This window comes from Sinorhizobium sp. GQ132 (genome assembly GCF_059758575.1).
The window spans coordinates 480,503-502,951 of sequence record NZ_JCAXDX010000002.1; the positions used below are offsets into that span (position 1 = coordinate 480,503).

At 62.7% G+C, this 22,449-nt stretch carries 19 protein-coding genes; 11 read left to right on the forward strand and 8 right to left on the reverse strand.

Features of this window, described 5'->3' with window-relative positions:
- Window positions 1-9 precede the first annotated feature (9 nt).
- Complete coding sequence (locus AC6CIG_RS06380) at window positions 10-1,098, reverse strand: AbrB family transcriptional regulator (RefSeq protein WP_127712029.1); 1,089 nt, start codon at window positions 1,096-1,098, stop codon at window positions 10-12.
- A 247-nt stretch (window positions 1,099-1,345) separates the two neighbouring features.
- Between AC6CIG_RS06380 and AC6CIG_RS06385 the strand changes: the two genes are divergently transcribed.
- A complete protein-coding gene (locus AC6CIG_RS06385; RefSeq protein ID WP_018095382.1) occupies window positions 1,346-2,473 on the forward strand; it encodes an ATP-dependent DNA helicase in 1,128 nt (375 codons plus the stop codon).
- A 12-nt stretch (window positions 2,474-2,485) separates the two neighbouring features.
- Here the strand turns inward: AC6CIG_RS06385 and AC6CIG_RS06390 are convergent, their stop codons facing one another.
- Both AC6CIG_RS06390 and suhR read right to left on the reverse strand, forming a co-directional pair.
- Window positions 2,486-3,118: a LysE family translocator gene (locus tag AC6CIG_RS06390; protein WP_127712031.1), complete on the reverse strand. Its 633-nt coding sequence runs from the start codon at window positions 3,116-3,118 to the stop codon at window positions 2,486-2,488.
- 110 nt (window positions 3,119-3,228) lie between these two features.
- On the reverse strand, window positions 3,229-5,124 hold the full coding sequence (suhR, locus tag AC6CIG_RS06395) for an RpoH suppressor SuhR (protein WP_127712033.1): 1,896 nt from the start codon (window positions 5,122-5,124) through the stop codon (window positions 3,229-3,231).
- Between the two features lie 390 nt (window positions 5,125-5,514).
- Here suhR and AC6CIG_RS06400 point away from each other — a divergent pair, with 390 nt between their 5' ends.
- From AC6CIG_RS06400 to AC6CIG_RS06420, 5 genes are read left to right on the forward strand one after another with little or no spacing between them, the layout of a single operon-like run.
- Window positions 5,515-8,589 carry an ATP-binding protein gene (locus tag AC6CIG_RS06400; protein ID WP_437408590.1) on the forward strand — a complete coding sequence of 1,025 codons (3,075 nt, stop codon included), beginning with the start codon at window positions 5,515-5,517 and terminating at the stop codon, window positions 8,587-8,589.
- Entirely contained in the window at window positions 8,573-9,802 is a 1,230-nt protein-coding gene (locus AC6CIG_RS06405) for a YcaO-like family protein (protein ID WP_127712037.1), read from the forward strand. Before AC6CIG_RS06400 ends, AC6CIG_RS06405 begins: the two co-directional genes overlap by 17 nt.
- Before the next feature lie 7 nt (window positions 9,803-9,809).
- The gene (locus AC6CIG_RS06410) at window positions 9,810-10,592 is read left to right on the forward strand and encodes a TfuA-like protein (protein WP_018095377.1); all 783 of its coding nucleotides are present in this window, start codon (window positions 9,810-9,812) and stop codon (window positions 10,590-10,592) included.
- Between the two features lie 32 nt (window positions 10,593-10,624).
- Window positions 10,625-11,809 (forward strand): gluzincin family metallopeptidase, encoded by a 1,185-nt coding sequence (locus tag AC6CIG_RS06415; RefSeq protein WP_018095376.1) that lies wholly within the window; start codon window positions 10,625-10,627, stop codon window positions 11,807-11,809.
- A gap of 21 nt (window positions 11,810-11,830) precedes the next feature.
- The gene (locus tag AC6CIG_RS06420; RefSeq protein ID WP_018095375.1) at window positions 11,831-12,526 is read left to right on the forward strand and encodes a hypothetical protein; all 696 of its coding nucleotides are present in this window, start codon (window positions 11,831-11,833) and stop codon (window positions 12,524-12,526) included.
- 27 nt (window positions 12,527-12,553) lie between these two features.
- On the opposite strand, the gene AC6CIG_RS06425 is transcribed toward AC6CIG_RS06420, so the two are convergent.
- The 4 genes from AC6CIG_RS06425 to AC6CIG_RS06440 all read right to left on the reverse strand — a co-directional run bounded on the left by AC6CIG_RS06425 (window position 12,554) and on the right by AC6CIG_RS06440 (window position 15,492).
- Window positions 12,554-12,907: an EF-hand domain-containing protein gene (locus tag AC6CIG_RS06425; protein WP_018095374.1), complete on the reverse strand. Its 354-nt coding sequence runs from the start codon at window positions 12,905-12,907 to the stop codon at window positions 12,554-12,556.
- A gap of 17 nt (window positions 12,908-12,924) precedes the next feature.
- The gene (locus tag AC6CIG_RS06430; RefSeq protein WP_018095373.1) at window positions 12,925-13,164 is read right to left on the reverse strand and encodes a glycine zipper 2TM domain-containing protein; all 240 of its coding nucleotides are present in this window, start codon (window positions 13,162-13,164) and stop codon (window positions 12,925-12,927) included.
- Window positions 13,165-13,453: 289 nt separating this feature from the next.
- Window positions 13,454-14,560, reverse strand: coding sequence for a hypothetical protein (locus AC6CIG_RS06435; RefSeq protein ID WP_127712041.1), 1,107 nt, complete (start codon window positions 14,558-14,560; stop codon window positions 13,454-13,456).
- 230 nt (window positions 14,561-14,790) lie between these two features.
- On the reverse strand, window positions 14,791-15,492 hold the full coding sequence (locus AC6CIG_RS06440) for a DUF899 family protein (protein ID WP_437411715.1): 702 nt from the start codon (window positions 15,490-15,492) through the stop codon (window positions 14,791-14,793).
- Window positions 15,493-15,695: 203 nt separating this feature from the next.
- Here AC6CIG_RS06440 and AC6CIG_RS06445 point away from each other — a divergent pair, with 203 nt between their 5' ends.
- From AC6CIG_RS06445 to AC6CIG_RS06460, 4 genes are all read left to right on the forward strand, one after another.
- Window positions 15,696-16,448, forward strand: a complete 753-nt coding sequence (locus AC6CIG_RS06445) for a pyridoxine 5'-phosphate synthase (RefSeq protein ID WP_018095371.1) — start codon at window positions 15,696-15,698, stop codon at window positions 16,446-16,448.
- Window positions 16,449-16,691: 243 nt separating this feature from the next.
- Entirely contained in the window at window positions 16,692-18,707 is a 2,016-nt protein-coding gene (locus AC6CIG_RS06450) for an acyltransferase family protein (RefSeq protein WP_018095370.1), read from the forward strand.
- Window positions 18,708-18,814: 107 nt separating this feature from the next.
- Window positions 18,815-20,233: an aminotransferase-like domain-containing protein gene (locus AC6CIG_RS06455; protein WP_127712045.1), complete on the forward strand. Its 1,419-nt coding sequence runs from the start codon at window positions 18,815-18,817 to the stop codon at window positions 20,231-20,233.
- Between the two features lie 188 nt (window positions 20,234-20,421).
- Window positions 20,422-20,844 carry a DUF983 domain-containing protein gene (locus AC6CIG_RS06460; protein WP_018095368.1) on the forward strand — a complete coding sequence of 141 codons (423 nt, stop codon included), beginning with the start codon at window positions 20,422-20,424 and terminating at the stop codon, window positions 20,842-20,844.
- Window positions 20,845-20,958: 114 nt separating this feature from the next.
- Here the strand turns inward: AC6CIG_RS06460 and AC6CIG_RS06465 are convergent, their stop codons facing one another.
- On the reverse strand, window positions 20,959-21,846 hold the full coding sequence (locus tag AC6CIG_RS06465; RefSeq protein WP_127712047.1) for an SDR family oxidoreductase: 888 nt from the start codon (window positions 21,844-21,846) through the stop codon (window positions 20,959-20,961).
- A gap of 164 nt (window positions 21,847-22,010) precedes the next feature.
- Between AC6CIG_RS06465 and AC6CIG_RS06470 the strand changes: the two genes are divergently transcribed.
- Window positions 22,011-22,415, forward strand: coding sequence for a winged helix-turn-helix transcriptional regulator (locus tag AC6CIG_RS06470; protein WP_018095366.1), 405 nt, complete (start codon window positions 22,011-22,013; stop codon window positions 22,413-22,415).
- Window positions 22,416-22,449 lie beyond the last annotated feature (34 nt).

Consider the following 22,449-nt stretch of genomic DNA (forward strand, 5'->3'; position numbering starts at 1 on the left):
GCGCTGGTTTTATGCCCGGTCGGCGACGAAGCGGGCGAGGGCGGGGCCGATCAGCGTGATGATGAGCAGACGGGCCGTCTGCAAGGCCATGACGAATGGCAGGTCGACGTCACTCGAGGCAGCGATGACGGCGATCGAATCGAGCCCGCCGGGACTGGTCGCGAGATAGGCGGTCAGCGGATCGGTGCCGGCGACCTTGACGAGCAACAGAGCGAGAAAGCCGGAAAAGGCAATCAGCACGAGGATGGAGACGATCGTCGGCATCAGAGCGCGCCGCGCATGCGCCAGAATTGCCCGCGTAAAGCCGAGGCCGATATTCCATCCGAGCATCGCGAAAGAGAGCGCCAGCAGCCATTGCGGCAGTTCGATCGTAAGCGTTCCGGTTATGTTGAGGGCCGAACCGATTGCAAAGGGCACGAGGAAGGCGCCGGCCGGCACACGCAGTATCTTGCCAAGGAAGCCGCCCGCGATTCCGACGGCGAGCGTCATGATGAAAGGCAGACCGGCAATCGGGGCAAACCAGTGAGGTGCCGTTTCGGCTTCGACGCCGCTCACCCAGAGATGGGACACGATGGTCGCCGTGCTGGCAACGAAGACGACGCGCAGATATTGCATGAAGGCGACGAGCCGGGCGTCCGCGCCATAGGCATCGGCCATCAGCAGCATGGTCGAGGCAGCGCCCGCCGACGAGCCCCAGATCGCGGTCGTGCCCGGCAGGATGCCCATCCGGGTGATCGTCCAGCCGCAGAGCGTGCTGACGCCGATCACCGAAAGAATGATGGCGAGAAAGAGGAGCCAATTGCCGGAAAAGGTCACGAGAAGATCGGGACTCATCGAAGCGGCGATCATCATCGCCAGCACGACCTGAACGCAAAAGAAGAGCTGTCGCGGCAGCCGGATCGTTCCGCCATTCATGCCGACGAGCGCGCCGGCGATCATCGGCCCCATCAGCAGCCCCGCAGGAATTCCGATCATTTCGAGGAGGCCGGCGAAGACGGCGGAGAGCAGGGCCAGCAGGCACCACTGCCAAACGGCGGACAGACGTCCCAGTCCGCCGTTCCTGGGCAGCGTCGGGGTTGAGGGCTGTTCCGGCTTCAAGGTCATTCTCCGGCGGGCGGCGCGGCTTGCTGCACACTGTATGCAGCGCACCGTTGGTAGCAGGATCGGCCGCCCCAGTTCAAGGTGCAGTGCAAAAAACTGTGCCACAGCCGTTTTGCCGGAAGTCGGCCACAAAGTCGTGGATTGCTGACGTGATGGCCTCGCGCAGCAGCACCGCACGAGCTTCGTCGGCTGGCCGGCCAAATCCGCACTTGCGCCGGGCGGCCGAATCCTGACACTCAAGGTCATGCAGTTCGCTCCGCAACAGGATGAGGCCCTGAAGGCCGTTTCGCAATGGTTGAAGGGAGGCCGATCTCAGCTCTTCCGGCTGTTCGGCTATGCCGGCACCGGCAAGACGACGCTCGCCCGCCATTTTGCAGAAAATGTCGATGGCGAGGTGGTGTTCGCCGCCTTCACCGGCAAGGCTGCGCAGGTGCTGCGCTCCAAGGGGGCCACGAACGCCAAGACGATCCACTCGCTGATCTACCGACCGCGCGGCGAGGAGGAAGTGGAGGACGAGGAGACCGGCAAGACCTCGATTGCGCCGATGTTCGCGATCAACCGCCAGAGTCCGGTCGCGAAAGCGGCGCTGATCATCGTCGACGAATGCTCGATGGTGGACGAGGCGCTCGGCAAGGATCTGATGAGTTTCGGCACGCCGATCCTCGTTCTCGGCGATCCCGGCCAATTGCCGCCGGTTTCCGGCGGCGGCTACTTCACCAATCACGAACCGGATTTTCTCCTGACGGATATCCATCGCCAGGCCAGGGACAACCCTATCATCCAGCTCGCCATGCAGGTGCGCGAGGGCAAGGAGATCATGCACGGCGACTACGGCACCGCCCAGGTCATCTCCAAGGGGCAGGTGACACAGCCCATGGTGCTGGAAGCCGATCAGGTATTGGTCGGGACCAACAGGACACGGCGGCGCTACAACCAGCGGCTTCGCGAACTGAAGGGCTTTACCAGCGAATATCCGCAGTCCGGCGACAAGCTCGTGTGCCTTCGCAACGATCCGGCCAAGGGGCTGCTCAACGGTTCGCTCTGGCAGGTGATGAGCTCGTCAAAGGAGACGGTCAAGCCGGGAATCAACCTGATGATCCGCCCGGAAGACGACGACATGGATCGCGGCGCTGCCAAGATCAAGCTCCTGAAGGCGGCTTTCGAGGACGTCGAGGGCGAAATCCCCTGGTCCACGCGCAAGCGTTACGACGAGTTCGATTACGGCTACGCGCTAACCGTGCACAAGGCCCAGGGCTCGCAATGGAACAACGTCGTGCTTTTCGACGAGAGCTGGGCTTTCCGCGATACGCGCGAACGCTGGCTCTACACGGCGATCACACGCGCCGCCGAGCGGTTGACGATAGTGCGGTAGGACTCTGGCCCATCAACCCTTCTGAATCGCGAGATGGGCTCCCAGTCCGATAAGGGTTGCGCCGCCGATGCGTTGAAAAAGGTGTTGCGCTCGGCCCGAACGCTTCAATCTCGATACGACGGCGCTTGCAAGTACGACGCAGAGGACGTCCGCTGACGAGAATACCAGGTTTACGACCGTTCCGAGGATCAGGAACTGAGCCCATACCGGAAGCGCGGCAGAGGCATCTACGAACTGCGGCAGAAACGCAATGAAAAATAATGCGGTCTTTGGGTTCAAAACTTCCACGACCACGCTCTCGGCAAATGCGCGACGGCCCGATTTCGGATCCGCCTCAGGTAGAAGAGCATGTTCCTCAGCTTTCCGGCAGAAGAGAGAAATGCCGAGCCAAATCAGATAGGCGGCGCCGGTCAATTTGACCGCCAGATAAAGTGTAGGCACGGCATGGAAAAGAATAGACAGCCCGCCGGCGGCGGCAGCGACGTGCACATAGCCGCCGATGTGAATGCCGAGGGTGGCCATCAGCCCGGACCATCGACCGCGCGCCATGGTCTGGGCCGCGGCATAGAGCATAGCCGGCCCCGGAATAAAAGCGAACAAGGCGGTGGTGATGAAGAAGGTAATTAGCGATCCCGCCGATGGCATGTTTGTTCCTCTTGCGGCTGCCGACAGTCCGACTACTATAGCGAAAGTGAATCCGCGTCTACAATGAAGAGCTGCAGGGAGGGGTTGCTGGCGTTGACCGCTCGTGCCAGCTAGTAAGTCGGTGCGATCTGCAATTGTGGCAGCGGCCTCGGGGCGGTCTTCGTCAAGTCAGGCCCTTCATCGCTCCATTTCTGTCCCTCGTTGATAAGCTCCTGAAGAAGCTGCGCCGCCAATTCACGCTCCGCCTTGCTTCCAAACCGATAGGAGGGTGGCGTCGACGCGGGATCGCGAGCGAATGCATAGGCGGTTTCGTAATCCGGAATCCTCGGTTGATAGGCGTCGCTCGCGGCAATATCGATCGTGTAGCGCTGGAGTGCCGAGGCGAGATTGCGCCAGCGGATCCAGTAATGGTTCTCGAAGGAGAACCGGGCGAATGCCTCGCCGGCGGCCGTGCCTTTTTTCGAGACGGTCGCGAGGACCTCTTTCGACATGGCGAGGTTCAGGCCACCTTCCTGTGGGCTCAACGAGACATGGACGATGCGTTCGCGATGCCCGGGCGCGCGCGACTGGAGGAGGTCGCGCCAGTTCTGCATGGTCGCGACGATCGCGAAGACGAAGGCGCAGAGTTCGTGGACTGCCGACTTGCGTGCAATCGGCTGATAGTGCCGCTGCCACCCTTGCCGGTTGTTCTCCGGCAGAAAGACCTCCGGCCGCGAGCCGGTATCGGAGGTTCCCGGATAAACGAGATTGATGGCGAAGGTGGGCCATCGGGGCAGCGCCCGGTCGAAGAGGTGAATCGGGAAGTTGCTGCTGATGCCGCCGTCCGAGAACCAGCAGATCCGGAACGCGGCGGGCCTGGCCCTGCGCTTCTTGCCGCCGGTGGTCAGCGCTTCCGTGCTGTCCAATACGGTCTTCTGTTCGTCCTCGTCCGAAGTCGTATCTTCAGCTTCGTTTTCTCCGTCCGGCGGGCTTTCGCGGCGGGCCGGCTCATGCAGCGGCACGGCGCTGATCAGGAGGGGGAAGCTGAGGCTCATGCGCGTTGCGACGAGCACCGGCATGTCGGCGCCATGCGGTAGCAGATAGTAATCCTCACCCGCCACGGTGACCGGCTCCCCAGCCTTCTCTACCATCCAGTCGACGACGACCTTGGGAAAAAGCGCATCGAACTCCGTGCGCCGGAACCAGAAAAGCGCGCTTTCGAACGGCAGGCTGCGCGGTTCCTGGTGCGATATGCCGGTCGTGATCATCTTCAGGGTGACGGCCCGGTCGGAGCCCGGTTCGCCGGGGTAGCGCTCCGCCGTCCAAAGATCGCCGAAGGTGAGGGGCTGGTCCGAAGCCTTGCCGGACAGTGCCTGCAGGGTTTCGTGGAGCCAATCGGTCAAGACCATCTTTCCTGGGCGGGCGGGCTGATCCGGTGCCGTGCCGGTACAGAGGCCCATCAGATTGCGGCGCAGGACACGAGCGATGCGCAATACCGAGAACACCGCCCCTCCCAGATAGGCGCAGACCGCAGCCGGTAGAGCCGCCGCCATCATGCCGGTTTGCCCCCCGACAGCATAGGCAAGACCCGTGAGGGCCGCGAGCAGGAGCAGCGTTTCGACGGGTGCGATGAGCACGACGCTTCCAAGAAGCGCAAGGCCTTTGCGAAGAACGCCGGCGTTGCCGGCGAGTGTGACGAGCAAACGGAATGCCTGACCTGCGCCGGCCGCAGGCTGGAGGAGGCCGTTGATGAAGCCGGGAGAGGCGAGGTTCGACGATGCCTTCTCGAGACCCTCGAAACCGACGTGCTCCTCTGGTTGAGCGATCGCCGCCTTCATCTGCTTCCGCCGGTCTCCGACCGCGGCCGCCGCACAAGCCGCAGCTGCGATCGCCCCGGCCGACGTGCCGCCGATATTCTTGAACCGGTAGTCCCGCGCAAGCGCCAGAGCGGCATTCGGGTAGACGATACCGCTGGTGATGCCGCCTTTCATGACGAGATCGCAGTATTTCGCGGGAGTGCGTGCCATCGATCGTCTCCTGATGCAGATCTGACGAAGAATCATCCTCCAGGCACCGGGTGCCTGCGCCGCCTCTCTTGCAAGGTTGCGCTCAAACCGTGCGGCAATCCAGTAGCGCCTGCGGTTACGGCGTGTTCCTTGCAGCACAAGAAGGCGCGTCTTAACGCTCATCGAAGGGGAAAGGTTGCCCGGCTGCGCGTTTTGCAACTGCCCGCCGATTGACATTGCCCTGACGGGCAATCAGCCTTCCCCGAGTCGGTCCCGACACCGCGTGCAGTCAGGGGTGATATTTTCCGCACTCAGGTCGGGATCACGTCGGAAAAATGCGAGACAGACAGGTCGCCCTTAGGCAGCGCCGCGTATCTGAGCGGACCTGGCAGGCGAATGCGGGAGTGGTGCATGCTGCGCGAGAGCCGGACCAAAACACCACGAGGAGCGGCCGAGCGTGGGAAGCGCCCGGGCGGCTCTTCCGTGCGTGGCGGCGAGCGGCGTATCGTCACGGCGCTTTGCTATGACCTGGTCGGGTCGACCGATCTGATGCACGTGATGGATATCGAGGACTATCAGGAACTGATGTCCGCCTTTCAGCTTGCTTCCAAACAAGCGATCGCATCGCATTCCGGCGTGATGCAGCACGAGGCCGGCGACGGCGGTGTTGCGCTCTTCCCGATCGAACTCGAGGCGAAGGACGCCGCCTCGCTCGCAATCCGCGCTGGGCTCGGAATCGTAGAGGCCTGCAAGCGCGTCGGCCGCGAGGCGGGGCAGGACGATCTCCAGGTCCGCGTGGGCATCGCCACGTCGGTAGCCCTCGTTCGCGAAGGATCCCGCGAAGGCTGGACTCGGGAACCGGTCACAGGCGCGGCGCTTGCCATGGCTGCCCGGCTGCAGGCCATCACGGCCCCGAACAGCGTTCTGGTCTGCGAGGAGACACGTCACCTTGCCGGCAGATCCCATGCCTTCGTGTTTCAGGGCAGCAAGGAGCTCAAGGGCTTTGCGGCGCCTGAGAAGGTGTGGCGCGCGCTCGGTCATAAATTGGGAGTGGACCGCTTCTATGCTTTCGGACGGATGGGCGGGCCGCTTATCAACCGTGAGAACGAACTGCATACTATCGGGCAACTTTGGGATGGCGTTCTTGCGGGACAAGGCTCCGTGGTCCTGATCCAAGGGGACGCCGGCATCGGCAAATCGCGTCTTCTCAGGGAAATTCGCAGGCGGACGCGCGCCAAGCGTTCCAAGCTTCTCTTCTTCCAGTGCCTGCCCGGCGGTTTCCGCTCGACACTTCATCCCCTCTTGAACAATCTCCCCGAGGCTGCGTCGGGGAGTGGAGGGCAGATGGGTCCGACGACCGCTGCGGTGGCGGCGCTGTTCGAACGCAACGGTATCAGGGACGCGGAGGTCGTCGATGTCTTCTCCTACCTGCTCGGGGCGCAGGGCAGCCGTCTGCAGTCGAACGAAGATCCGAAGGCGATCCGCGAGAAGGCTCATCGCGCCATGCTCCGTGCATTGGAAGCCGTGTGCCGACGCGGGCCGGTGGTGGTGGCTGTCGAGGACGTCCACTGGATCGATCCGACATCGCGTGACCTGCTTGGCGAAGCTGCGAGGATCATTGCAAAATTCCCCGTCTTGCTCGTTACGACGTCGCGTCCTTCCTATGCTTCGGAATGGCTCGACGCCGCCAACCCGACGCGGCTTTCGTTGCGGCCACTCGATTCGGACGAAACCAGGCTGGCGATAAAGGCAAAATGGCCGGAGCACCGCCTGGCGCTGCTTCCCGATCTCTTCGACGCGACCGAACGGATATCCGGTGGCGTTCCGCTCTTCATCGAGGAGATCTGTCAATGGGTGTCGCAAAATGTCGAGCCCGACACGATGCGCCTGTCGGAGAGCGCCAACCCGTCGCATGTGTCGGCGTTCGAGTCGATATTGGAATCCCGCCTGCAGCAGCTCGGCACGGCCAGGGAGGTCGCGCGCGCGGCGGCAGTCGCCGGCACGCAGGTGACGTTGCCGCTGCTTCGGGCTCTGTTACCCGATTTCGGCAAGAGCGCGCTTGCGAACGCAGCCGATACGCTCTGCGAGACGGGATTCCTGACGCGGATGAGGGTGCCGGGGCGCACCGCCTACGGCTTCCGGCATACGCTGATCCAGGAGACGATCTACAATGCCGTGCTGCGCAAGCAGCGGCAGGTGCTGCATCGGCGGCTCTTCACAGCGGTCAACCAAAATCGTGGCATGGCGGCCTGGATCGATACCGGCGCGCTTGCCGAGCATGCGGAAAGGGCGGGGCTTGTCGAAGAGGCCGTCCCCTTGTTTATCGCCGCGGGGAAGGAGAGTTCGAGCCGGTCCGCAATGATAGAGGCGAGGCAATTTCTGGAACATGCCCTGGCTCTTTGCGGCCAATTGAGCGAGAGCGACACAGCCGAACCTCTGAAGCTTTCGGCGTTTACTGCCCTCGGCCCGGTCGTGGCCGGTCTTGTGGGACTTAACTCGCCGCCGGCACGGCGGTTATACGAGGAGGGCGTGGAAATTGCCCGCCGTCGCCCCTTGTCGGAACAGTCGAAGTGGTTTCCGATCTATTGGGGGTGGTGGTTCACCGGATCCGATTTTCGGGTGATGCACGACCGAGCCCTGGAGGTGCGGTCGATGCTGTCAAAGGCCAACGAACCGGAAATCCAGCTCCAGGTCAACCACTGCATTTGGGCGATCGATTTCAATCTCGGCCGGCATCGGGAAACGCAGGAGGCGATCAAGGCCGGCCTGGCGCTCTATGACGAGAAGCGCGCCAAAGAGAGCCGAACGGAATTCGGCGGGCATGATGCGAAGGTTTGTGGCCTCGGCCAACTCGCGCTCTCCCTATGGCTCACGGGGCGCACGAAAGCCTCGGACGCGGCGCTATCGAGAATGATCGCTTTCACGGACCGGATAGCGCATGCGCACAGCAAGGCACACTCCCTGGATACCGAAGCGGTGTCTGCTTTTTACCGGGACGATTTCGAAAGGCTCGTCGAGGTTTCGGCACGAATGGCGGATTTCGCAAAGCGGCACAAAATGCAGTCCCTGTCCGGCCTGTCGATTCTCTTCAGCGGGTGGGCCGAGGCGCACCGCACGAGCCTTGCGAGTGGCCATGCCACCTTTCAAAATGGCCTGGCGCTTCTGCGCGAACTTGGGACGGTGGCGGATCTGCCAATCTATCTCTGCATGCACGCTACCTTGCTGGGTCTCGCCGGCAAGATCGAGCCGGCGATCGACGTCGTTAACGAAGCGATCGGCAGGGGGGAGGAAACCGGCCATGCCTATTGGCTGGCGGAGTTGCACCGATGCCGCGCCATTCTCCGGGCGCGGGCAGGCGAGCGTAAGGATGCCGTCGCCACAGACCTGCGGTGCGCCGTTGAAATCGCGGAAAGCCAAGGGGCGACGGCGCTCATCAGGCGAGCGAGGCATTCGATGCGGGAGCTCGGCATTGCCATTGGGCGCTGAACGAAATGGTGCGAAGTCGAACGAGGGCGCACGCGGCCCCCTCGCTGATCTCTATGCCTCGTTCGTGTCCGCGCGGAAGGCGCCCTTTTCGGATGATCTGGTCGAGGGGAGCCTGGAGCGCTGTCTCGCTGCCCTGCCGCCACTCTGCCGCCGCGCGCGCATCACCCGCCTCGGCGATCTGACGGGGCTCGACCGCATCGGCCTGCCGGTGATGCAGGCTGTCCGCCCCGCCGCGCTTTCAGAGGTCACGTCCCTCGGGCGGGGCCTGTCGAGGGCGGAGGCGGCAGTCGGCGCGCTGATGGAATCGCTCGAGCGTTATTTCGCCGAGACCATTCCGGCGGAACGGACCTTTCTGGCGACGGCCGACCAACTCGACGTTGCCGACGACCTTTTTGACAACCTCGTGGTTCCGCGGTGGCGCGGGAAATGGCGGCAAAGGACAATTGCCTGGATCGACGGTATCGATGTCGTCGGCGGCTCTGCGCACCCGGTGCCGCTGGAACTTGTGCATACGTGCTACAGCGAACCGCAGCCGGCCCATGACGGCGTCTTTCTGCGGACGACCACAGGGCTTGCCTGCCATACGAGCCCCCATGGCGCTTTCCTGCACGGATTATGGGAATGCCTTGAACGGGACGCCATCGCACGCGCATTCGCAACGCACGGCTTCTTCGACCGGTGGCGCATTGCGCCCCACGGACTCGGTGACGGGGTGGATCATATCCGATCGCTCGCGGGCGCTCGCGGGATATCGTTTGCCCTGTGGCTCGCTCCGTCGCCGGCGGCTGTTGCCGTCGTCTGGTGTCAGGCGGTCGAGGCCGGGCTCGGGGAACCCATCCTTGCGTTGCCGACGGAAGGCTACGCCGCCGGGCCCAGCATCGAAATGGCGGCGGCCCGCGCAATGCTGGAGGCGCTCTCGGCAAGGGCAGGGGCGATCTCCGGCGCCCGTGACGACCAGACGAGGGAACATTACCGCAGGAGCACCGATGGCGCGGTGGCGAAGGCCCGCGAGCTCGTCCTCGCCGATGCGGCGGCCAAGCCGGCAGAGCCGACGCCCGCGGCGACTCCGGATCCCGGTACATTGATAGACCGGGTGGCCGAAGCCGGTCTTGGACCTGTGCTGGCCATTCCCGTGGGTGCCGACGAGCAGGCGGGCGTTCATTGCGTGCGAACGGTTCTTCCCGGCGCCTCTCCCTTTTTCGTCCTGCGATGAGTGTGCGATGGCTGGCCGAGGCGACAATCCGATCCTGGTGTTTCTCGGTCCGACGCTGCGTCTTGCCGAGGCGGAAAAAATCCTCGACGCGATTTATCTGCAGCCGGCCGCCCAGGGGGATGTCCTGCTTGCGGCACATGCCTTTCGACCGCGGGCCATGATTCTGATCGACGGGCAGTTCGAAGACAGACCGGCTGTCCGGCACAAGGAAATTCTCTGGGCGATGGCGCAAGGGATCGTCGTTATCGGCGCCGCCAGCATGGGCGCGCTCAGAGCCGCGGAGCTTGACGCTTTCGGCATGATCGGGGTCGGTCTCGTCTACAGGTGGTATCGACGCTTCGGACTTGGTCCACTTTCCAACCCTGCGCCCGACGATGCGGTCGCGGTACATTCGGGCCCGCGGGAACTCGGCTTTCCGCCTTTGACGGATGCACTTGTCGACCTGCAGCGAACCTTCTCCGCGTGGTGGCGCCTGGGTGTCGTCAGCCGTTCGGAACGCGACCGCCTCACAACTTTTGCGCGAAACTTGAACTTCCGGGAGCGCTCGCTTTCCGCGGTCTTGCAGGCCGCGGGCTGTGCTCAGGAGAGAAGCAAGGAACTGCGGGAGCAGATGATCGGACAGAAGAGGCACGACGCGATCCTTGCACTACAGCAAGCACCAAGCCTTCTGGAGCAGCATCGCGGCCCGCAGCAAGATGGCGAATGGATCGCGACGAACACCTTCCTCCGCGACCTGGAAGCAGGCGGCATTGACTCGAATTTGGTGAACACCTATAAATTGAAACCATAATTTAGGCATTTTCATCCGGGGGGCAGTGTGCGATGCGTCTGCTTCGAGACGAAGCCCTCGAGTCCGGCGATTCCCGTCTGGGCACGCGGTTCTGGATTTTCCCTCAGCCACCCTTCATTCCGGGCTATGAAAAACCGGACCGCGTCTGGCTGCCCATACCGAGGGATGAGATCGCCGAGGGGCCGAGCGACGCGACGATGTATGTCGTCGATCCGCTCGACGACAAGGAACCCTACGGCTTCGACCGGCTACCGCCGTTTCACGGCGCCGCTCGCGCGCCGGTGGGACCGGGTCCGGATCGCCATTTCGACAACCTGTCTCCCGACTCCCGGGCGTTCCTGCCTGTGCATGCCTATGCCTGTGTGCACTTCGTTCTCAACATCTGGCAGAGCTATCTGGGCAGACCGGTCCGCTGGTTCTTCGATCAGACCTTTCCGCGGCTGGAGATCGTTGCCTTCGTGAATTGGGACAATGCCCAGGCAGGCTACGGCTTCCTGGAGCTTGGCTGTTCCGACATCGACGGAATAAGGCGGCCCTATGCGCTCAATTTCGACACCATCGCTCACGAGACCGGACATCTCATCCTCCTTTCGGAAACCGGCATACCGACGGCTATGTCGCGCGGAGACGACTTCTTCTCCTTTTCCGAGGCCTTTTCAGACCTTGTGTCGCTGATCTCGTTCCTGCACTTCGATTCCGCGATCGACAGGCTGCTCAGGCGGACGAAAGGGAACCTCCTGCTCTACAACGAGCTCAACCGCTTCGCCGAGACGAGTCCGGAAACCCAGATCCGTCTCGCCACGAATTTTCGCCGCATGTCAGAGGTCACGCGCGAGGTGCATGACCGCGCACTGCCTTTCGTGGGCGCAATTTTCGACTCGATCGTCGAGCTCTATCATCGCGAGCTTGTGGCACGCGACTGTGCCGACATACGGCTGCTCGATATCGACCTCCGGCATCTGGAGCAGGATGATTTCGACCGGTTCCGTCAGGCAACGGCGGAGGCTTTCCGGATCAAGCCGATGATCTTCGGACTTGCGCTGCGCTCGGCCCGCGACGCGGTTGGACAGGCGCTTGCAGCCTCGCTGCGGTCGGTCAATCCAGACACCTTGCGGCTGGATCAGGCCGCGGCCGCTGTCGTCGCGGCTGCCGATGGAACCGCCGCCGGAGTTCTGGAGGCGAATTTCGCATGGCGTGAAATCATCAGCTCGAGATAGGGGACAGAAAAGGAGAGGAAGATGAGCAATTGCAGCAGCCATCCCGGGGTGGGCAAAGAGCCGGACGGCCTGTCCAAACCAATCTACGATACCTACAATCCGAGCGAAGTACGCCTCTACGGGCGACCGGCAACGCGAGAAGAGATATTCAAGATCACGGACGAGCAGATCCGGCAAAGAATCAAGTCGTCGCTACGCGAAACGTCGCTTCGGGACGAAGACCTGAATACGCTGGTGAGAATAGTAAAGGAGGCGGCGATCGGAACGGTCGACAACGACGTTCTCGCCGGTATCTTAAAGCAGCAGATCGTTCTCGCCATATTCGATGATGAGCTGAAGTTCAGTCAGCTTCCGGTCAGCGTCAACATACCGGCGAAGAATTTCGAAAAGGGCGGCGAACGATATATCAAGAGCATCGGCGTGATATACGGCTATGCCTATGAGGGGCATTGCTACAAGTTGCCGAAGCCGCAGATCATGTATCTGCCGGAAGAGCCGCGGGAGATCCTCGGCGGGGATTGCGGATGCGACTGCGGATATGTTCCCGAACTCGGCTACGCCGTATGGCAGATCGACAAGCTCGAGCGCGTCATTGCGCTGGACGTTCGCTCCGACGACGTGAAGACCCTGGTTCTCGACGAGAACATGCCCGGCAGCCGGTCGCCCATGGCCTATGCGCAGACGATGGCGCTGGCTCCGCAACGGCATCGCGACTGAGCATCCTTGGCCGAGCGGCGGCGCTGCCTATTGGAGGCTGCCGTCGCCGCTTCTGTCGGCTGATTTGAAGTCGGCCATGACCCTGTTGAGGAACTCGGTTCGGCTGAGCTTCCCGTCGCGATTGGCGTCGGTCGCGGCAAATTGCTGCGCGTTCAGAACCTGCGCCACTTCTTCCGAGCGCAGGCTTCCATCCTTGTTCCTGTCCAGGTTCGCGAAGGCCGAGGTCATGAAGGCCTGGTATTCCGGCCGGTCGACGGCGCCGTTCCCGTCACGGTCGAGACGATTCATCTGACCCTGGTTCATGGCCACCGGCTGATCCTGCGCCGCTGCTGCAATCACCTGGCAAAGCGCGAACGCCGCCACGAGGACTGGTCTCTTCATCACCCCGTTCCTTTGGGTCAGGTGCAGGTCAGGGCGCTGCCCGCCGCGCTGCCGAGTACGGCACCGCCGCCCACGGCCCAGAGTTGTCCGGTTCCCGATCCGATGGTCGCGCCGGCCAGACCACCGACGACCGCGCCACCGACGGTGCCTGCGATGCAGCCGAACTCACCGGTCCGCCCCCCGGTCATCGAGGCGGTTTGGCAGCCGGACAAGGCGAAGCAGGCTGCGAGAGCGAGAGCGATCGTGCAATTCTTCATTTCTTCCTCCAAGCATTTCGCCCGTATCAAGTACAGATCGTAGGAGGCGCCATCGAGTGGCGTCGAATGGAAAAGGGCTTCCGAATAGCTGCCTTTCGGCAGAACACGCGGTTATCCAGAAAGACGTGCGGACTAACGGCAAATACTACCGCTGCCTATGCGTGAAAACAACTCTCGGGCCAGTTGACCACCGATCACCAATGGCAACACATGATGTCGGCCGTGATTATGAGCTGGTCATATTCCGCTCAGGGGCGCCCCACCGGATGACGAACGATCTCTGAAGAGTTCAGTGACCGGTGATCTTGTGCGGATTGCTGACCGAGAGGATGAAGAAGGGCTCATCGCCCTTGAGCGGCTTTAGTTTCTGCTGACAGGCCCACGCCTCCTGAAAGCTTTCGCGCGTCAGCAGCTTGCGGTACTGCGCGGTCGCCGACATGCATCGCATCAGCGTGCTTTGCAGGCCTTCCAGTGCGGCATGGGCATAGATTTCGCCGTCCAGGGCAAAAAGCTGTGCCGCAAGCGAGGTGCTTTCGTAGAGAATGTCGGCCTCGCTATCGAGCCGGTCCGCGGTAATGAAGTCCTGGCGCAGGGGGATGCCTTCGCCGTCGTGGGAAAGCGTGACCCGGATGCCGGCCGCAGGCGCATCGTACCAGGTGAGCGCGATGGAGAATGCAAGCGCCTGAGTGCCCGAAACCGATGCGCGGCCGCCGTCGGACGCGGTTGCCTGCCCAAGCGTTCCGTGACGAAGCGCTGCCTCGCGCAACTGCGCGGCAAACCGTCCGGTGCTCTTGTGCTGCGGGCCGGTCACGCTGATGCTGACAGAGGGAAGGCCCCTGACGGCGGCCATAGGACCATTGACGAGCTTGGCCTCGGCATCGATCTCGAGCGACATTTCCGACGCCGGCAGAGGAACGAAAAGGAGAAGCGGCAGCACCGTGAGCACGGCCCAGGGAGAGGAGAAGGGGGCGGGCTGCCAGGGCGGCCTGCGCCCGGGCTGCCGGCTGCGGGCGCCCGCGGTATCGTGACCTGAAGACACAGGGACACTGGACGACCGCCGGCGATACTCCGGCACATAGGTCCCCTTGGGCATGGCGATCTGCCATTCTTCGTCTGCGCCGTCCGTTTCGTAAAAGGCCTTGAGCAGCTTGCGCAACTTGCCGGCATGGACGCGTACAAGCGGATCGCTGTCCGCATCGAACGTCTGGCTGCGTCCGAAAACATCGATGGCAATCGAATAGCCCTTCAACTGGGCGCCTTCACCGAGGATCTCCTTTTCCACCACATAGGCGAGAAACGCGCGCAGCCGCTCGGAGCGTTGAAAGCCCTTGCTGTCGAGAATCCGGGCGAGCGCTCGCCGGATCGTCTCATTGCATGGCCTTTCGGCTGGCGTCATCGATGGCTCCAAGAAAAGATGCGGCTCAATGCCGGAAAATTGTTTTAGAACATAAGCAACCTTAGCCTGATTCGAAACTTAGGCCCAAAGATGGTGGTTGTCAGGCCGCGCGTCAAAAAGTCCGCGTTTCGGGCTCCGCAGCAGAAATGCGTGGATTGGCGGGCGCGCAAGGCCGTCGCCTGCACGGGTCCTCTATGGACGGGCAGGCGACGGCCCCTAAAACGGCGCGATCACTCGCCGCTGCTATATTCGAGTTTCGGGTACCAGTCGGCACCTCGTCCCTCTGGCGTGGTGTCGAGCAGGGTCCATAATGGGTCGGGATCGGGTGCGCCGCGCGGATCCTGACCCGGATCGGCCATCTCGCCGCTGATCTCCGCACTCCAGAAGTGCCGGATCTTTCCGTCTCTCCGCGTGAAGACGGTATAGCCCGGAACGTCCTCATCCTCGGCACTGACATAGTCTCGGGTGAAGACGCCGTCGCTATCGGAATAAACCTTCAATTGCGTCCAGCCGCGGGCCTTCTTTGCGGCGAGCAGTCTCTCCACGGGCGAACGGGCGACCATGGCGAGTGCCACGCGCTGTTCGATATCGGGCACCTTGCCCTCCCAGCCGGCCATCAGGGAGGTGCACATAGGGCAGGGCCTTTCGCGCTGCGGCCCGAACATATAGCTGTAGATGATGAGGGTATCCTTGTCGCCGAAGAGATCGGCAAGTGTGACGGGTCCGCCCTCACTCTCGAAACGGTAGGTCTTGGTCACTTCGCCGCCCGGCGGCAATCGCCTGCGCAGCTCCGACACCCGCTCGATGTGGCGCCTCAATTCGATCTCCTCGGCGAGAAGCGCGTTACGCGCCCGGCGGTAGTCGGGACTTTCGTTGGGAAAGCGGGCGCGGTTGCGCGCTGCGAGTTCCGTAGCGGTGGTCTGCATCGTCATGATCACTCTCCTCCGGTTACTGCGGCATCTATCGATCATCGGCGGTAACGTTGATATCAACCTATCTGATCGCTGTCAAAGAGGCGTCCTGTGATGGGGCGGGCAAAGAGCGATTTCGGTTTCCTGAAAACTGCGGTAGAACAGCAGCGTAGCCATCATTCGGCCCCTCGTTCAATTGGGGCGTTTCGTCTGAAAGTTCCGATATGCCTGCAAAGCTCTCCGTAAATCTCAACGCCATTGCCATGCTGCGCAACCGGCGCGATCTCCCCTGGCCGTCTGTGACCGGCCTCGGCCGCACCGCCTTGCAGGCGGGAGCGAGCGGACTGACCGTCCACCCGCGCCCGGACCAGCGGCATATCCGCTTTTCCGATCTCCAGCCGATCCGCGACCTGATCGACGACGAGTTTCCGGCTGCGGAATTCAACATGGAGGGCTTTCCGAACGAGGCTTTCCTCGAACTGGTCGAGCGGCACGAACCCGAGCAGGTGACATTGGTGCCGGACGATCCGGCACAGGCAACCTCTGATCATGGCTGGGATTTTCGCAAGAGCCATAACCTGCTCGGCAACGTCGTCGGGCGGCTGAAGAAGAGAGGTTTCCGCGTCTCGCTGTTTGCCGACGGCGTTCCCGACCCGGAGGCGCTGAAGCTTGCCAAGGAGACCGGGGCCGACCGTATAGAGCTCTATACCGGACCCTATGGCGGCTGTTACGACGATCCGGAAAAGGCGGAGCGGATCGCGATCGAGTTGGGCCGCACCGCGGAGATCGCGATCGGCCTTGGTCTGGCCGTCAATGCCGGCCACGACCTGACCGTCGCCAACCTGCCGTTGCTCGTCAAACACATTCCCGAACTCGCCGAGGTTTCGATCGGACATGGGCTGACGGCCGATGCGCTCGAATACGGAATGGCCGAGACCGTACGACGCTTCCGCCGTGCCTGTGGCGAGACGGCTTAGGGCGACGGATTGGTAGCTCGGCGCGCCTCTTGTTGCGTGTCGCTTTGACGAGGGATTTTCGCGCTTACCTCTTTTGATGTGAAGCTGCGCGCGCCGACTGCGGGCAGCTGAGGCAAAAAAAAGCGGCGGATCAACGCAATTGAGTTCAGTTCGGGCTTCACTTGTATTATAGAGGTCACACTACAGCGTTATCGATCAAGTTATTTCGAATAAATTTATTGCAGGTGCTCGAGGATTGCTCAGATGGAGTACCGAAAGGATATTGACGGGCTGCGAGCGATCGCGGTCCTGCCGGTAGTTTTGTATCATGCCGGCATTCCGGGTTTTTCCGGCGGGTTCGTGGGCGTCGATATCTTTTTCGTGATATCGGGGTTTCTGATCACGGGAATACTCCATAAGGATCTTGCCGAAGGTCGCTTTTCGCTTGCTACGTTTTACGAGCGGCGTGCCCGCCGAATATTGCCGGCGCTTTTCGTCGTCGTGGCGACGTGCCTTGCTGCCGGTGTGCTTCTCCTTCTGCCGGACATGCTGGTCGGCCTTGCGCGTTCGGCACTGGCGACGATGATGTTCGCCTCGAACGTCTGGTTCTGGTTCTCCACTTCCGACTACTTCGCTCCGAGTGCGGATCTGGAACCCCTGCTTCATACCTGGTCGCTGGCCGTCGAAGAGCAGTTCTACATCGTCCTGCCGCTGCTCCTCTGGTGGCTCTACGGGAGGCCGCGCAGGGCCGTTCTCGGTGCGCTTGTCGGTCTCTGTATCTTCTCCTTCCTGCTTTCCGTCTGGGCGACGGGTCCCTATCCGCAGGAGAGTTTCTATTTTGCTCCGACACGGGCCTGGGAACTTGGGCTCGGTGTGCTGCTGGCGCTCGGCGTGTTTCCGGCCTGCCGGAACGCATACCTGGTCGAGGCGATCGCGCTGTCGGGGATCGCGGCAATCTTCATCGCCGTCGCGCTCTATAGCGCCGCGACGCCATTTCCAGGCATTGCCGCCGCGCTGCCATGCTTCGGAGCCCTGGCGTTGCTCTGGTCGGGCGAGCAACGGCAGACGGCCGTAGCGCGCATTCTGTCCAGCCCGGTGCCGGTGGCGATCGGCCTCGTCTCCTATTCGCTCTACCTTTGGCACTGGCCGATCATCGTTTATTTTCGTTTGACCCTCGGTACGCTGGACCTTCCTTACGCGCAGGCTTCGCTTGCGATAGGCCTTTCCTTCGCCTGTGCCTTCGCGAGCTGGCGTCTGGTCGAAAGGCCCTTCCGTCGTCGGCCGCCGATTGGAATTTCGCGGCAACGCATTTTCGCCTCCGCGCTCGCCGGCGCTGCCGTCCTCTCGGTCGTTTCAGCAGTCGTAGACCTGCGGGAGGGTTTTCCGGAACGCCTTCCGCAGGATGTCCGACTTGCCTATGCTGGCAGTCGCGATATCGACGCGCGCCGCGGGCGGTGTGACGGCAAGCTGCCTAAGGACGGACTGTGCCGCATCGAAGGCGAAGCAAGTTCGCCCTCGGATCGGAGGAACGACGTGCTCCTATGGGGTGACTCCCATGCAGGGGCACTTCTGTCGGGCCTCGATTTCCTGATGGACGGCCGGAAACGAGGCGGCGCGGTCGCCTTCAAGGGCGCATGCCCGCCGATCCTCGGCGTGCAGCGGGTGGATCAGAAACACAGCGGGGATTGCGTCGCCTTCAACGCGGCCATCATGGCGATGCTGGAACAAAGCGATGATTTTCCGATCGTCGTCCTCAGCGCACGTTGGCCGCTCGCGGCGAACGGTAAACGATATCCCGGCGAGACGGGACGCCCCGCAATCCTCGACCGTCTGGATTTCGAGGAGGCGAGCCACGGCACCGCCGGAAACTACGCGATTTTCAAGAGCGAGTTTTTGAGGACGGTTCGGGAGATCCGCGACACCGGGCGGCGCGTCGTCATCGTGGATGGGATACCGGAGATCGGCTGGTCCGTTCCGCACGCGTTGGGGCTGCACCGCCTCATCGACGCCCACCTGCCGCCTCCGCCAACGCGGCAGGCGGTAGATGCACGCAGTGCGAAGGCCAATTCGGTCCTGGCCATTGCCGACGAGGACCCGGGCGTACAGCGCGTCAGTGCAGTGCCGCTCCTCTGTAATCCGGTCTGCGCTGTCGAGAAGAACGGCATTCCCCTGTATTCCGACGACGACCACCTTAGCGTTTACGGTGCGATGACCATCGTGCCGAGGATGTTCAAGGATCTGATGCCGAGCGACACCAATCGCCGGCTCAGGCCCGGCTAGTCGTATCGCCGGAAAGCCGCGCGCTCCAGCTCTCTCTACCAGGACGATCTTGCGCGCCAAACTCCGTCCATGCAATATCCATACATTGTAAGACTCGAAAGGCTACGATGGACGTGGATCGCGTGGAGGTTTCCTGGATGCCGGCGCTCGGCCAAGCGCGAGGACCGCTGTATCTCGCAATTGCCGACGAGATCGCCGCGGACATCGCGGCGGGTCGACTGAAGGGGGGAGTGCGCCTGCCGCCGCAGCGCGCGCTGGCGGCCGCGCTCGGCATCGACTTCACGACCGTCAGCCGGGCCTACAACGAAGCGCGCCGGCGCGGTTTGGTCGAAGGCCGCGTGGGGCAGGGTACCTACGTCACGGCTCGGCGCCGGAGCGCCGCACGTCCCTCGTCGGACGGTCTGGCGGGCGGCCTGCTGGGCGGTGTCGTCGACATGAGCATGAACCTGCCGCCGCTCTTTGACGACCCAGCCCTGTCGGAGAGAATGTGGACGGATGTTGCGGCTCTCGACCAGCGTAATCCCGAACTGCTGATGCGCTACCAGCCCGTCGGCGGCACGGAGCGGGACAGGGCTGCCGGTGCAGCCTGGCTCAAGCCGCGGCTCGGCGACCTTCGAGCCGATCGCTTGGTCGTCTGTACAGGAGCGCAAGGGGCTCTGCTTGCGAGCGTCGGGGTGCTGGCGACGAAGGGCGACAGGATCTGCGCCGAGGCGCTCACCTATCCGGGCCTCCGCTCACTGGCGGCGCATATGGGTATCGAGCTCGTGAGCGTCCGGATCGACCGAAACGGGATATTGCCCGACGCGTTCGAGGAGGCGTGCGCCCGGCACAAGCCGAAGGCGCTTTACTGCAATCCGACCCTTCACAATCCCACGACCGCGACGCTTCCGCTCGAGCGCCGCGAGGCGATCGTCGCGATTGCACGCCGTCACGGCGTGGCCGTGATAGAGGACGACGCCTACGGCGCATTGCCCGCGAACCCCGTTCCGCCACTGGCCGCGCTCGCGCCGGACCTCGTCTTTCATATAGCAGGGCTTGCCAAGTGCCTCTCGCCGGCGCTGCGCATCGCCTATCTCGTCGCGCCCGATCGATCGGCGGCCGTCCGCCTCGAAGGGGCGATCCGAGCGACAGTCGGCATGACGTCTCCGCTTTCGGCGGCCATCGCCACGCGCTGGCTGGAGGAAGGAACGGCGCAAGTGGTTCTGGGAGCGATCCGGACGGAAGCCGGCGCGCGCCAGCAGATCGCGATCAAGAGCCTCGAGGACGCCGATCTTCTCGCCGATCGCGAGGGATTTCATCTCTGGCTGAAGCTGCCCTCCCGCTGGAACCGCGGCGAGTTCACGGCGCAGCTGCGAACGGCCGGGATCGGCGTCGTCGCCAGCGATGCCTTCGCGATCTCCGACCCACCGGAAGCCGTCCGGCTCGGTCTGGGGTCTGCGCGGACACGCGATGAACTGCGGCACAGCCTGGAGGTCATCGCCGGTCTCCTCGCTCAGTCGCCGGCGGCCCGAAACCTCATCGTTTAAGGGTGATACTCCCGCGCGAAGGTGCTGCGTGGAATTGCCGCGCCCCGGTATGCATACAATTTATTGTTCTTGTATGCTTTGTATGTCATCTTTTGGGGAGCCGACGAAGCGGCTAGTGCCTGGTCGGCGGGAACGTCTCCCAAGCTTGCGGGTTTGCGGGGGCATGCAGAAGACTGAAAGGAAGAACGATGTCGGATCATGAGTGGCCGCCTCTGTCGCCGCTGCATACGGGATTACGAGGTCGCTGCCCCCGTTGCGGCCAGGGGCATTTGTTCGACGGCTTCCTGAAGCTCAGGCAAGGATGCGAAGTCTGCGGCCTGGACTATTCCTTCGCCGATCCCGCGGACGGTCCTGCTTTCTTCGTGATCTGCTTTGCCTGCGTGCCGAGCGTGTTTCTCGGCGTGTGGCTGGAGGTACAATACAGCGCACCCCTTTGGGTCCATCTCCTGGTCACCGGGCCGTTCATGTTCCTGACCTGTATTCCGCCGTTGAGGCCGTTAAAGGGCTGGTTGGTGGCGAGCCAATATTTCTACAAGGCCGAGGAGGGCAGGGTAGCTCGCCGGGCCGCAGCGTCCGCGCCGCAGAGTTCGAGCGAGACCGCCTTGCGCTGAACGCCGACCTCCACCCTCGAATTGGACCGGAATTCCGAAGGGAAAGCTGCGCATTCTTCTGCTCCCGCTTTTAAAAAGGCCCGGTCGTTTTCCGGGCCTGCCGCTTCCTCATGATCAGTGGACGAGTGCCGACTTATTCGCCTCCAGAAAGGAGGCGAGGTCGATGGGGGGCCTTCCGGTAAGCCCGGCGGTGTCGTCGGTCACGATGTCGAAATGTCCTTTGCGGGTATTGGCGTCGAAGGAGACGAGGATCGGGACGAAGAAGTCCGGGAGACCCGCATTCTTGAGACCGCCCGACAATGCCTCGTCAGAGACGTGGACGACCTCGAGCGTCTTGCCGGTGGCCTTGGCAACAAGGGCGGCGATCTCGCCGGTTGTAAGGGCTTGCGGTCCGGTCAGGGTGTAAGTGCGGCTTTCCGTAGAGCTTGACTGGAGAGCGCAAGCGGCGGCCGCGGCAAGGTCACGGCGGCCGATGTGGGAAATGCGGCCATCGCCGGCGGAGGAGAACCATTGTCCTGCCGCGAGTGCGTGCGGGAGCGACAGGAGGAGGTTTTCCATGTACCAGGCGTTACGCAGGATCGTGTAGGGAATTCCCGTCGCCTTGATGGCTTCTTCGGTGCCGAGATGATCGGACGCGAAAGGGATCACCGAGGTTTCCGGCTGCGGCATCGACGTATAGAGGATGTGCTTCACCGCCGCCTTCCTGGCCGCTTCGACGGCGGCAAGGTGCTGCTTCAGACGCTTGCCCGGTTCGTTGAGAACATCCGTCGAAATGATGAGTATGCGGTCGGCGCCGGCGAAGGCCCGCTCGAGCGAGGCCGGATCGTCGAAGTCGGCGGCACGGGTCTCGACGCCCTTCGCTGCGTAGTCCGCCAGTTTGGCGATGTCCCGGCTGGTGGCGGTAATATCGGCCGGCTTCGTCTTGCCGGAGGCCAGGAGCGCATCGAGCACGAGTTTGCCGAACTGTCCGGCGGCGCCGGTTACGAGCAGTCTTCCAGACATGATTTTCCTTTCGTTTCCACTCCAGCGCGTCGTTCAGCATGTCCTGTCCACATGATCTCATCCCGAAAGCTGGTCTCTTTTTGAGAGTTGCTCTTATCCCTTGATCTGCTAAGAGCTGTAAAGGAGGCAGTTTTTTCTGCCGTGGTTACGGAAAGGGTACCGCCATGACCAAGGCATCGGGCACGTTGAAGGGCAAGCGGGTGGCAGTCGTCTGCGGCATGCCTATGGACATCGACAATTGTCCGGTGCGGGACGTGATGGACAATATCGGCGGTAAGTGGAATTCGCTGATGATTCTGTCGCTCGCCGACGGTCCTTTGCGCTTCTCGCAGCTCAGGCGGCTCATCCCGGACATTTCACAGCGGATGCTGACCCAGACGCTACGGGATCTGCAGCGTGATGGTTATCTGCGCCGTACCGTTTACCCGACGCAGCCCCCGAGCGTGGAATACAGCCTCACGGATCTCGGGCGCTCGTTTCTTGTCGTGCTAAGGGTCTTCGTCGACTGGTCGCTGGAGAACCACCAGGCTATCCGGCAGGCGCGGGCCGAGTACGACGACACGCCATAGGCGGATTGTCGCCACAGGCCTGTGGCAACGCCAC